This window comes from Marinococcus halophilus (assembly GCF_002265875.1).
GTDB lineage: Bacteria > Bacillota > Bacilli > Bacillales > Marinococcaceae > Marinococcus > Marinococcus halophilus.
Genome location: NZ_NPFA01000002.1, coordinates 235,015 through 247,422 on the forward strand (window position 1 = coordinate 235,015; position 12,408 = coordinate 247,422).

General features: G+C 51.1%; 10 protein-coding genes. 9 read left to right on the forward strand and 1 reads right to left on the reverse strand.

The window, feature by feature from the left end:
• The first annotated feature begins 15 nt into the window (after positions 1-15).
• The 8 genes from CHL76_RS03330 to rnc all read left to right on the forward strand — a co-directional run bounded on the left by CHL76_RS03330 (position 16) and on the right by rnc (position 8,329).
• Entirely contained in the window at positions 16-1,659 is a 1,644-nt protein-coding gene (locus CHL76_RS03330; RefSeq protein WP_079476130.1) for a DAK2 domain-containing protein, read from the forward strand.
• A 131-nt stretch (positions 1,660-1,790) separates the two neighbouring features.
• Positions 1,791-3,836: an ATP-dependent DNA helicase RecG gene (recG, locus tag CHL76_RS03335; protein ID WP_094907866.1), complete on the forward strand. Its 2,046-nt coding sequence runs from the start codon at positions 1,791-1,793 to the stop codon at positions 3,834-3,836.
• Between the two features lie 68 nt (positions 3,837-3,904).
• A complete protein-coding gene (gene fapR / locus CHL76_RS03340; protein ID WP_079476132.1) occupies positions 3,905-4,477 on the forward strand; it encodes a transcription factor FapR in 573 nt (190 codons plus the stop codon).
• 12 nt (positions 4,478-4,489) lie between these two features.
• Positions 4,490-5,470 (forward strand): phosphate acyltransferase PlsX, encoded by a 981-nt coding sequence (gene plsX, locus CHL76_RS03345; RefSeq protein ID WP_094907867.1) that lies wholly within the window; start codon positions 4,490-4,492, stop codon positions 5,468-5,470.
• An 11-nt stretch (positions 5,471-5,481) separates the two neighbouring features.
• Positions 5,482-6,429 (forward strand): ACP S-malonyltransferase, encoded by a 948-nt coding sequence (gene fabD, locus CHL76_RS03350; RefSeq protein WP_079476134.1) that lies wholly within the window; start codon positions 5,482-5,484, stop codon positions 6,427-6,429.
• Positions 6,426-7,172, forward strand: a complete 747-nt coding sequence (fabG, locus tag CHL76_RS03355; RefSeq protein WP_079476135.1) for a 3-oxoacyl-[acyl-carrier-protein] reductase — start codon at positions 6,426-6,428, stop codon at positions 7,170-7,172. The genes fabD and fabG overlap by 4 nt, the downstream gene beginning before the upstream one ends.
• An 88-nt stretch (positions 7,173-7,260) precedes the next feature.
• Complete coding sequence (acpP, locus tag CHL76_RS03360; protein WP_027847178.1) at positions 7,261-7,491, forward strand: acyl carrier protein; 231 nt, start codon at positions 7,261-7,263, stop codon at positions 7,489-7,491.
• Between the two features lie 82 nt (positions 7,492-7,573).
• On the forward strand, positions 7,574-8,329 hold the full coding sequence (rnc, locus tag CHL76_RS03365; protein ID WP_371862224.1) for a ribonuclease III: 756 nt from the start codon (positions 7,574-7,576) through the stop codon (positions 8,327-8,329).
• A gap of 50 nt (positions 8,330-8,379) precedes the next feature.
• Here the strand turns inward: rnc and CHL76_RS03370 are convergent, their stop codons facing one another.
• Positions 8,380-8,604: a DUF1128 domain-containing protein gene (locus tag CHL76_RS03370; protein WP_079476136.1), complete on the reverse strand. Its 225-nt coding sequence runs from the start codon at positions 8,602-8,604 to the stop codon at positions 8,380-8,382.
• Between the two features lie 189 nt (positions 8,605-8,793).
• On the opposite strand from CHL76_RS03370, the gene smc reads away from it, so the two are divergent.
• On the forward strand, positions 8,794-12,405 hold the full coding sequence (smc, locus tag CHL76_RS03375) for a chromosome segregation protein SMC (protein ID WP_079476137.1): 3,612 nt from the start codon (positions 8,794-8,796) through the stop codon (positions 12,403-12,405).
• Positions 12,406-12,408: the final 3 nt, after the last annotated feature.

Below are 12,408 nucleotides of genomic sequence, written 5' to 3' on the forward strand. Positions count from 1 at the left end.
GAAGGAGAGAGAAAAATGGATCAATTAGTACGCGGTCCTGAGCTGGCAAAGATGCTGAAGCGGGGAGCTTCCACACTGCAAAAGCACAGCAAAGAGGTGGATGCATTGAATGTGTTTCCAGTTCCGGACGGGGATACAGGCACCAACATGAGTTTGACGATTCGCTCCGGGGTCGAACAGCTTAACGACAGCGGGCATGCCGGAGAAATAGCCAAGTTCTTTTCGAAGGGGTTGCTGATGGGCGCTCGGGGGAACTCAGGAGTTATTTTATCACAGCTGTTCCGCGGTTTTGCCAAATCCATCGAAAAAAAGGCTGAACTGCGCACAGAGGATATGGCAGAAGCTTTTGAACAGGGAGTGGACGCCGCTTACCGGGCAGTGATGAAGCCAGTGGAAGGTACGATTCTGACAGTGGCGAGGGAAGCCTCCCTTACGATGAAAAATAAACATAATGCGAATGCGCTGGCGCCTGAAGATTGGATGTGCCAGTTTTTGAAAGCAGCAAAAGAAGCGCTTGCTTACACCCCGGAGCAGCTGCCGGTATTAAAGGAAGTTGGGGTAGTCGACTCCGGCGGCCAGGGCCTTGTTCATATATACGAGGGAATGCTGCACGCGCTCACCGGCGAAGAGGAGGAAGAAGGAGAAGCCGTGCCTTCGCTTGATCAGCTGGTAAAGCTTGAGCATCATAAAGACCCGGCTGAAGCTATCACATATGGCTATTGTACTGAAGTGATGGTTCGTTTTGCAGGCAGTGAAGCATCTGCCTCTTTTCAGGAAGAATCCTTCCGGGAAGAGCTGTCAGAATACGGCGATTCTCTGTTAGCCGTCTGCGATGATGATCTGCTGAAAATCCATATTCATGCGGAAGAGCCGGGGAAAATTCTGGAAAAATCCCAGCGATTTGGAGAACTGATTCATATAAAAATTGAAAATATGCGCGAGCAGAATCGTGCCCTGCAGCAGGAGGCACCGGCAGAAGAGCCGGAGGCTTCCGCCTCGCTTGCCGCGTACGGCTTTGTAACCGTTACGACCGGCGACGGCGTAGCTTCCCTGTTTGAAAGCCTCGGAGTGCAGGAGGTCGTCCGCGGCGGGCAGTCCATGAACCCTAGTACGGAGGATCTTCTTGAGGCGATCAGCCGGGTGCATGCGGAGCACGTGTTTTTGCTGCCGAACAACGGCAATATTGTTATGGCAGCGGAGCAGGCAGCAGACATCAGCGACAAGCAGGTGACTGTCATCCCGACCAGGACCGTGCCGCAGGGCCTCGCAGGAATGCTTGCATTTGACGAAACGAAAGAGGCGTCGGCAAATGAAGGAGCAATGAAAGAAGCGACCCGCTATGTTAAATCGGGCCAGATTACCCATGCGGTAAGGGAAACGAGCATCGATGGGAAAAAGATCCAGGAAGGCGACTTTATGGGTATCTTCGAAAAAGATATTGTCACTGTCCATCAGGAGATGAAGCAGGCCTTTCAGGAGCTGCTTGCGCAGATGGTGGATAGTGAAAGCGAGATTATTACACTGATCAGCGGAGAAGATGTCAGCGAAGAGCTTGCGGAGGAAATCACCGCAGAGCTCGAAGAAGCGTACCCGGACGTAGAAGTAGAAACGCATACGGGTGGACAGCCGCTGTATCAATATATCGTTTCTGTGGAATAAGCTGCCTCGGGCGGCTTATTTTTTGTTTAACGCATGGCAGTACCTCTTTCGTGCGTAAAAGGAAACGTATATAATGAAAGGTGAACAACCGTTCGTGTATTAAAGCAAAAGCAGGAAGGAAGGGACGGTTTATGAATTCCATACTTCAATCACCTGTCTCTGACTTAAGAGGTGTAGGAGAAGAAAAACAACGGGAGCTCGAACAGCTTGGTATCGCCACCATAAATGACCTGCTTCACCATTTCCCCTATCGATACGAAAACCACGAAGTGGTTCCTATAGAAGAATTGAAGCATCAGGAAAAAGTGACAATTACCGGCGAAGTGCAGTCGGAGCCGTCAGTGCGCTTTTTCGGCAAAAAAAAGTCCCGGATGACGGTGCGGATTTTAATTGACCATTTACTGGTGACCGCTGTGTTTTTTAACCGGGCGTTTTTAAAAAAGCAGATAGAAGTCGGTAAACAGGTGACGATCACCGGCAAATGGGATAAACATCGTCTTACGATATCGGTTCAGGACTTTCGGGCCGGCGCCCCTGATCCGGCAAAGCAGCTTGAGCCAATATACAGTGTGGCGGGCAGCCTGACGGTCAAACAGATGCAGCGGATTCAGGCAGAGGCGGTAAAGCACGTCTATCAGATAGTGCCTGAAAACCTGCCCGGGGAAATACGGGAAAGGTACCGTCTTCCAGGAAAGCCTGAGACCTTTCAGGCGCTGCACCAGCCAAGGAGCCGGGAGGAGCTGAAGCACGCAAGAAGACGATATGTCTATGAAGAACTGCTGTTTTTTCAGCTGAAAATGCAGATGTTTAAACGGATGGAACGGCAGTCGGCCTCAGCTCAGCCGTTTGTGTATGATGCAGAGGCCACGGCAGCTTTTGAAAAACAGCTTCCGTTTCCGCTGACGAATGCGCAAAAAAGAGTAGTGCGGGAAATCCTGGAGGATATTGAAGCCCCTATAAGGATGAACCGCCTCCTGCAGGGGGACGTTGGCTCCGGGAAAACGGTAGTGGCCTCTATTGCCATGCAGGCGGTGTTTACAGGCAAGGCACAATCAGCGCTGATGGTGCCTACAGAGATTCTCGCCGAGCAGCACTATGAATCTCTTGAGGAGCTATTTGCAGGCACAGAGGTGACCGTCGGCCTGCTGACCGGCTCCATGCGGCAGAAGGAAAAACGTAACGTGTATGAACGCATCACTGATGGCACCATTGATATTATTATCGGAACCCACGCCCTCATTCAGGAGCCCGTACAGTTTAATAACCTGAAGCTTGTCATTACCGATGAGCAGCACCGGTTCGGGGTAGGCCAGCGCCGGATCCTTAAAGAAAAGGGAGAGGACCCGGACGTATTGTTTATGACCGCAACTCCGATACCCCGGACGCTTGCTATCAGCGTATACGGAGATATGGACGTATCCGTGATTGATGAGATGCCTCCCGGGCGAAAACCGATTGAAACGTATTGGGCCAAGCCGCAGATGCTAGAGCGGGTGCTTCGTTTCGTGCAGAAAGAAATCGACCAGGGAAGGCAGGCGTATGTGATCTGTCCGCTTATTGAAGAGTCGGAAGCGCTCGACGTGCAAAATGCGATTGATGTGCACGCCCAGCTAATGCAGTTTTTTCCGGGTTACCGGGTCGGCCTCATGCACGGCCGGCTCCCGGCGGAGGAAAAGGAAGACGTGATGCAGCGGTTTGCTGCCCATGAGCTGGACATTCTCGTTTCAACGACGGTGGTTGAGGTTGGCGTAAACGTCCAGAATGCCACGATGATGGTAATTTATGATGCAGAGCGTTTCGGCCTTTCCCAGCTGCACCAGCTGCGGGGGCGTGTCGGTCGCGGGGAGCATCAGTCCTACTGTGTACTGTTGGCTGATCCAAAATCCGAAACCGGCCAGGAGAGAATGAGTATCATGCAGGAGACCGAAGACGGCTTTGTGCTGTCAGAGAAAGATCTGGAGCTTCGGGGCCCGGGAGACTTTTTCGGAAAAAAGCAGAGCGGCCTGCCCGAGTTTAAAATTGCCGATGTGGTCCACGATTTTAAAGCTCTCGAAACCGCCCGGGACGATGCGGCTAAGTTAATCCGCAGCGAAGTGTTCTGGAAGGATGAAAAGTATCTGGGTCTCCGGGAATATCTTGAGGAGGCGGGAGCTTTTCAAAAAGATAAACTGGATTAGTGGTTGAAATGAAAGAAATCGGTCTATATACTACTATTAGTACCTACTCATAGAAGTGGATGATTAAAATGGCCCGAAAAAATAAAAAGGCAAGACAGGAAGAGCTTCAGGCTGTTATTGCCTCGAACCCTTTTATTACTGATGAAGCACTTGCCCGGTCGTTTCAGGTAAGTGTACAGACGGTTCGTCTGGACCGCCTGGAGCTTTCGATCCCGGAGCACCGGGAGAGAATCAAGCACGTAGCCAAGGAAAGGCTTGATGAAGTAAAGGCGCTGCCGCTTGACGAAGTGATTGGCGAGGTTATTGACCTCCATCTGGACCGCGAAGCGATCAGCATGCTTGAGATTACGGAAGATCACGTTTTCTCAAGGAATGGCATTGCACGCGGCCATTATCTGTTTGCGCAGGCGAATTCGCTGGCTGTGGCTGTGATCAACGATGATCTGGCGCTTACGATGCGTTCTTCGCTGGAATTCAACCGGCAGGTACTTCTGGGAGAACGAATTATTTCAAAAGCGGTCGTTACAAAAAAGACCGAAAGAAAAACATATGTTACGGTGACAAGCCGCGTGCAGGGGGAAGAAGTGTTTCAGGGCGACTTCGTCATGTACCGCTCCCACGCTGCTCCGGTGAGTGAATAAGGAGACTAAAAAATGAGAATTGTAGTCGATGCAATGGGCGGCGATCATTCTCCTAAAGCCCAGGTGGCGGGAGCAATGGCTGCTGTACAAGCTTTTAAAGATATTGAAATCACACTGGTGGGCTCTGAGTCCCAGATTAAAAAGCATTTATCCAAGACGGAGCGGATTGATATTTTGCATACCGATGAAGTGATTGACGGAGATGAATCCCCGACAAAAGCAATCCGTCGCAAAAAACAGTCCTCCATGGTACTGGCTGTGCAGGAAGTGAAAGAGGGACGGGCAGTGGCTGGTATTTCGTGCGGCAACACCGGCGCCTTTATGACGGCCGGACTTTTGCACATTGGCAGAATACACGGCGTGGAACGGCCAGCTCTCGCTCCGACACTCCCTACGGTGGACGGCACGGGCTTTCTTCTGCTTGATGCCGGGGCTAATATGGATGCAAAGGCGAGTCACCTGTATCAGCATGCGATTTTAGGCAGTACATATATGCAGCTGGTGCGGGGAGTTGAAAAGCCGCGGGTCGGGCTTGTTAATATTGGAACAGAGAAAGGCAAAGGCAATAATTTAATGAAAGAGACGTATGAATTGCTCGAGCATGCCCCAATTAATTTTGTCGGGAATGTAGAATCGAGGGATTTGCTCGACGACGTCTGTGACGTAGCGGTCTGCGACGGCTTTTCTGGAAACCTCGTGCTGAAATCTATTGAAGGGACCGCATCCACGCTGTTTTCTCTGCTGAAAAAAGAATTCATGGCAAGCCTGTGGACAAAGCTGGCTGCTGCTATGATGAAAACAGGACTGATGCACCTGCGGGAAAAAATGAATTATTCCCATCACGGCGGCGCTACACTCGTGGGGCTGCAGGCTCCGCTGATCAAGTGCCACGGTTCGTCTGATCACATCTCCGTGTACCACTCGATCCGCCAGGCCCGGCAGATGGCCCAGGAAAATGTGACACACCTTATGCAGCAGCATTTAGAAGAGTAGGAGGCTTCACAATGGGAAAAACCGCTTTTATATTTCCGGGACAGGGGTCCCAGTTTGTTGGAATGGGAAAAGAGCTGTATGATCACACTCCGGTTGCCCGCACGGTATTTCAGGAAGCAGATGAAGCGCTCGGGTACAGCCTGACCAATATTATGTTCAACGGACCGGAGGAGACATTAACCCAGACAGAATACACCCAGCCGGCGCTGCTTACAATGAGCGCTGCTCTCCATGCACTTGTGGAGGAGCAGGGACTACAGGCAGATTACACAGCCGGCCACAGCCTCGGGGAATACTCTGCGCTGGTGGCTAATGGGGCGCTTAAATTCGCAGACGCTGTTTCTGTCGTAGCAAAGCGTGGAAAATGGATGGCCGAAGCAGATGCTGATGGTAAGGGAACCATGGCCGCCGTCATGGGCATGGAGCGTGAAGATCTGCAGAAGCTTGTGGAGGAAGCGACAGAAGCCGCAGATAAAGTGCAGCTGGCCAACCTGAACGCGCCCGGACAGATAGTCATCTCCGGAAGCCGGGAAGGTGTGAGTTATGTGGAGGAACACGGCCCTGAGCGAGGGGCGAAAAAAGTAGTTCCGCTGCAGGTAAGCGGCCCGTTTCATTCTTCATTTATGAAGCCGGCGGAGGAAAAACTGGCAGAGGCGCTGCAAAATGTAGAAATTCGCGCACCGCGCCGGCCGCTTGTAGCAAACGTGGATGCGAAAGAAACGACGGATCCATCTGCGATCCGCCAGCAGTTGATTGCCCAGGTGACTTCTCCCGTCCACTGGGAGGATTCGATTCGCCGCCTGATTGACCTTGGTGCAACGGAGTTTGTGGAAATCGGCCCGGGCAATGTTCTGAGCGGGATGATCCGGCGGATTCAGCGCCGCGGCCTGGATGTACATGCAGTGCAGGACGAAGCATCGTTAGACAAATGGCTCGAAAAAAGGAGTGCATCGTCATGAATTTTGAAGGACAAAGCGTGCTTGTAACGGGTGCCTCGAGAGGTATTGGCAGGGCCATTGCCCTCGGCTTTGCGGCTCAGGGGGCGAACGTTGCCATCAACTATGCCGGCAGCCGGGAAAAAGCCGAGGATACCGCTTCGCAGTGCGGGAAGCACGGGGTGAAAACGCTCGTTATCCAGGCCGATGTGTCGAGCGAATCGGATGTAAAAGAAATGCTTAAACAAGTAACAGAGGAATTCGGCGGTATCGACGTACTTGTAAACAATGCCGGTATTACGAAAGACAACCTGTTAATGCGCATGAAAGAAGACGAGTGGGACGACGTAATCGACACGAATTTAAAGAGTGTATTTTTGACGTCCCGGGCCGCGGCTAGGCCGATGATGAAAAAACGGGGCGGAACAATCATCAATATGGCCTCTGTCGTTGGTACAACCGGCAACCCCGGCCAGGCAAACTATACGGCATCAAAAGCTGGAGTCGTGGGACTTACGAAAACGCTCGCCCGTGAACTTGCTTCAAGAAATATCCGCGTGAACGCTGTCGCCCCCGGATTCATCTCGACGGAAATGACAGAGGAGCTTGAAGAAGGAACTAAAGAGCAAATGATGCAGCAGATCCCGTTGCAAAAGCTTGGGGATGCGGAAGACGTAGCCAATACTGTATTGTTTCTGGCTTCAGACAGCGCCAAATATATGACTGGCCAGACGCTTCATGTTGACGGCGGCATGGTAATGCCATAAAATGTCGGTGACACAGCGGTTTCATTCACGGCAGGAAGTGGAATGAACGGGGTGAAGCCGAAACGATTCTTTGAAGGAGGTGAATGGAATGGCAGATACGTTGGAACGTGTAAAAAAAATCGTAGCAGACCACCTCGGGGTGGATGAAGCGAACGTAAATAAAGACGCGACCTTTAAGGAAGACCTCGGCGCGGACTCTCTCGATGTAGTCGAATTAGTCATGGAGCTGGAAGATGAATTTGATCTGGAAATTTCTGATGAAGAAGCAGAAAAAATTCAAACAGTCGGTGATGTAATTAATTACATAGAGAAGCAGTAATAGAAAGCAAGCCCACGTCCTGTGAAAGCGGGCTGGGCTTTTCTATGTAATACCCCGAAATTAGTTTAAGGGAGGACCTTTTGTGCCAAAACCTACATCGTCCAAAAACCAGTCCAGGGAGAAAGCAGTATTTACCACCAGACAGCATGAACTCATGCAGTCCATTCTCCGGGAGCTTCAGGTTTCATTTGCAGACGAACAGCTGCTGAGGCAGGCTTTCACCCATTCTTCCTATGTGAATGAACATCGAATGAAACACGTAAAAGATAATGAACGTTTGGAATTTCTCGGCGATGCTGTATTGGAGCTGGCGGTTTCCAACCATTTGTTCCGCGAATTTCCTTCCATGACGGAAGGCGATATGACAAAACTACGCGCTGCAATGGTATGTGAAGCATCGCTAGCTAGCTTGGCCGAGGAATTGCAATTTGGGAACGTGGTCCTGATGGGCAAAGGCGAAGAAATGACCGGAGGCCGTACCCGTCCGGCGCTGCTCGCAGACGTGTTTGAGTCGTTTGTTGGTGCAATGTATCTTGATCAGGGGCTTTCAAACGTCGAACAGTTTCTGGAACGCTTCGTGTTTCCGAAGCTTGATGAAGGAGCTTTTTCCGTTACGGCTGATTACAAAAGTCAGCTGCAGGAATTTGTTCAAAAAGAAAACCTTGGTGTTATTTCCTATGAAATTACCGATGAGCAGGGGCCGGCCCATAACAGGGAATTTTCTTCTGCTGTTTCGGTAAACGAAACCCGCGTCGGCACCGGCCGCGGAAGATCAAAAAAAGAAGCGGAACAGCGGGCAGCGCAGGCCACGCTTGAACAGCTGCAGCGCCGTGAATAGAAGAATTAAAAAACAACCGCCAGCAATTGGCGGTTGTTTAAATGTGCGGTTCAGCCCTTGCGCAGGTGGCCGAGCTCAGAAACGATGGCCTGCATTTCGCTGACGCTTATATTATCTTTGGCATCTACCATGTCGTAGATTTCTTTAATCTCATGGTATTGATCGACATCAAAATGTTCCGGCTGCATTACGGAGACATTGACGATCTGTAGTTTTTTCTGCAGGTCGGTAATCATATAATCCAGGTTATCACGGCTTGCTTGTTCTAAACTCATAGCGATTTTTTTCTCCTCCACTCCGTCCAGTTTAAACCCTTGCGGTTCATTTCTTTATAAGAACCCTCGCGGTGTTTTCATGACAACGTTATTATTATTGTAGTGGTTTTTCCTTCGTTTGACAAAGGGGGATTTAGATCGAGTTCTGCCGGTGTGCGTGGTGTGATAAAATATAAATAGTGAAGCACAGTGGCTAAAGCTTTTGGAGCATACTATAAAATAAGAGGGGGCATACCTTTGTTCCTGAAACGAATAGAAATCAAAGGATTTAAATCGTTTGCCGACCGTTTACATATTGACTTTAATCCCGGCATAACGACCGTAGTGGGACCAAACGGCAGCGGAAAAAGCAATATTTCCGACAGCATCCGCTGGGTGCTTGGGGAACAGTCGGCCCGTTCCCTACGGGGCGCCCGGATGGAAGACGTGATTTTTTCGGGAAGTGACACGCGCCGTGGGCTGAATATTGCGGAAGTAACGCTTGTGCTTGATAACGAGGGTGGAGGCCTCCCGTATGAATACAGTGAAATCAGCGTGACACGCCGGCTGTACCGTTCCGGTGAAAGTGAATATCTGCTGAACCGGACAAAATGCCGTCGTAAAGATATTATCGACCTGTTTATGGATTCCGGCATGGGGAAAGAATCGTTTTCAATTATTGGCCAGGGCCGGGTCGAAGAAGTGTTAAACAGCCGCCCGGAAGAGCGGCGCGCAATGTTTGAGGAGGCCTCCGGCGTACTGAAATATAAGCAGCGCAAGCAGGAGGCCGAACGGAAATTTGAATCCACAGAGGCGAATCTGCACCGGGTAAAGGATATTCTGCATGAGTTGAACGAGCAGATGGAGCCGCTTCAAATCCAGGCCTCTGCTGCGAAAGATTATCTGGAAAAACGGGAGGAGCTTGAATCCCTGGAATCAGCTCTACTTGTACATGAAATTGAAGAACTGCACTCTGAGTGGAAAACAGCCCAGCAGGAAGAAAAAATGGAAAAAGAGAACAATGATCGCTGGAAACAGAAAAAAGAAGAGACTGAAGCGGCTGCCCGGAAAGCCCGGAGGCTCGAAGCCCTGCTCGCCCGGTTCCACCAGCAGGTGCAGAGCGGCTATGTGAAAGCGGCCAGAAACCTTGAAAAACGCGAAGGGGATCGTAATCTTTCCAACGAGCAGGGAAAGCATGCGGCTGAAAAGCTGGAGGCGGAGAAAAAAGCGCTTGAAGAAGACGAAACGAAGCTGAGCGGGGTTGCAAACGCCTACCGGGAACAAAGAGACCGGTATGAAAAGGAGAACGAAGCGCTCAACAGCGCAATGAATTCTCTGCAGGCTGTCCAAAAGCAGCTGCGCTCCTACCAGGAAATGAATGGGAAGGAGCTTGAAGAAGAAAAAAGTGAGTACATTGACCGGCTGAATGAGCAGGCCTCTATTGGCAACGAGACTCGTTATGTGACAGATCAGAAATCTTCCCTCGAACGACGCATGAACGCGCTGAAAGAGGATAACCAATCATTTCTTGAAGAACGCCGGAGCTCCGGGCAGATCGTGGAGAAACGGAAAAAAGAAGAAGAATCGCTCTTGCAGCAAACAGAAAATGCACGTGCGGATGCAGAAGCGGCGCGCAGCGAAGAAGAGCGCCTGGAAGAAAAATTGAAAGAACAGGAAGATAAGCTGTATAAAGCGTATCGGTACGTGGACGAAAAAAAATCAAAAATCCGGATGCTTGAAGAAATGCAGGAGGAATACTCCGGCTATTATCAAGGTGCTAAAGAAATTTTGAAAGCCCGGGAACAGAAGCTTGCGGGCATTATCGGTTCAGTGGCAGAGCTGATCGATGTGCCTGCGGCATACGTGGAGGCGATGGAAACGGCTCTCGGGGCATCGCTGCAGCATATTGTAACCCGGACCGAAAAGGATGCCCGTGAAGCGATTGCGTTTCTGCGCAGGCACCAAAAGGGACGGGCAACCCTGCTTCCTTCTGAAACAGTGCGGCCGAGGCGGGCAGACCGGGCCAGCTATGACAAGGCCCGGTCGTTTTCCGGTTTTATCGGCACTGCCGGAGAGCTCGTGCAGGTGCGCCCGGGATACGAGCACATCCGCGACCAGCTGCTCGGACACATTTTTGTGGTGGACCAGCTGGAAACGGCGAACCGGCTGGCAGCAGCATGCAGCTATAAGCTTCGTATCGTTACCCTCGAGGGGGACGTCGTAAACCCCGGAGGCTCGATGAGCGGGGGGAAAACACAGAATCAAAAGGGAACGCTTCTCGAAAAGCAGCGTGAACTTCGGGAGTTAAAAGACAATTTATCAGACATAGAAAAAAAGACTGCAGACTGGGAAAAAACAGTGGAGCAGACGAAACAGGCTGCAAAAAAGCAGAAAGAAACCGCCGGCGAAAAGCAGCAGAAAGCCCTCGAATACAGCAGCCAGCTCGAGGAAAAAAAAGAGATGCGCCGCAAAAGCGAGCAGGAGCATGACCGCCTTGATTCCCGTCTTGGTATGTTTGACCGGGAATACGAGTCGCTAGAAGAAGAGAAGGAACGTCTGGAAGAGCGGCTGCAGGTGCTTGAAGGAAGCCGGAAGAGAGTGGAAAAAACCCTTTCGGAGTTAAAATCCTCAATCGACAAGCTCGAACAGGAATACTCAAAGCGGGATAAGGAAGAAGCGTCGCTGCGTGAGCAGGAAACAGATGAGAAAGTACGGACAGCGGCACTGCGGGAGAATGTATCCGCTCAACAAAAAGAAAAAGAACGGCTGCATAGAGAAAAAGAAGAGCTTGAACAGGCGGTGGCGGAACGAAAAGAGCGGGCTGTCTCCTGGGAAGAGCATTTGAATAATGACCGCAGCGGGCACGACTGGGATCAACTGGTGAAAGAAGCCAGCAATGCCAAGGCTGAGATTGAGCGCCTCCAGGAACGGATCAACGATCAAAAGGCGCGTACGGCCCGGGATGCAGAACAGATAGAAGCAACAGCCTCCGTCCAGAATGACCGTTATCAGGAGAGCCGGGAACGCCTGCACGAAACGACAGTGCGCATGAACCGCCTCGACGTGGCGCTGGAAAATAAAATCACCTATCTGCAGTCCGAATATGAACTGTCGTTTGAACGGGCGAAGCAAAAGCATACGCTGGCTGTAAGCGCGGAGCAGGCAAGAAATGAGGTACACCTGCTCCAGCTCGGCATTGAAGAGCTTGGCACTGTCAACCTCGGAGCGATTGATGAATGCGAGCGGGTCACAGAACGCCACCGCTTTTTAAACAGCCAGCAGGAGGACCTGATGGAGGCGCGGGAGTCGCTGCAGAATGTGATCGATGAAATGGACGCCGAGGTGACAGAGCGTTTTGCAGCTACGTACCACGCCATCCGTGCAGAATTTCAGCACGTCTTTGTGAAGCTGTTCGGCGGCGGAGAAGCAGACCTGGTGCTGACGGAGCCGGAGAACCTGCTTCATACGGGAGTGGATATTTCCGCCCGCCCGCCGGGTAAAAAGAAACAGCACTTATCCCTGCTTTCAGGCGGGGAGAAGGCCTTGACGGCTATAGCTCTGCTGTTTGCCATTATTAAAGTGAAGCCGGCTCCGTTCTGTGTGCTCGATGAAGTAGAAGCCGCACTTGATGAAGCTAATCTCGTACGGTTTGCGAAGTATCTGCGCTCGTTCAGTGAAACGACTCAGTTTATTGTCATCAGCCATCGCAAAGCAACAATGGAAGAAGCCGATGTTCTCTATGGAATTACGATGGAAGAATCCGGAGTGTCAAAAATGGTCTCTGTCCGTTTGGAAGAAGCGGATGAACTACTGGAAGTGTAAGGA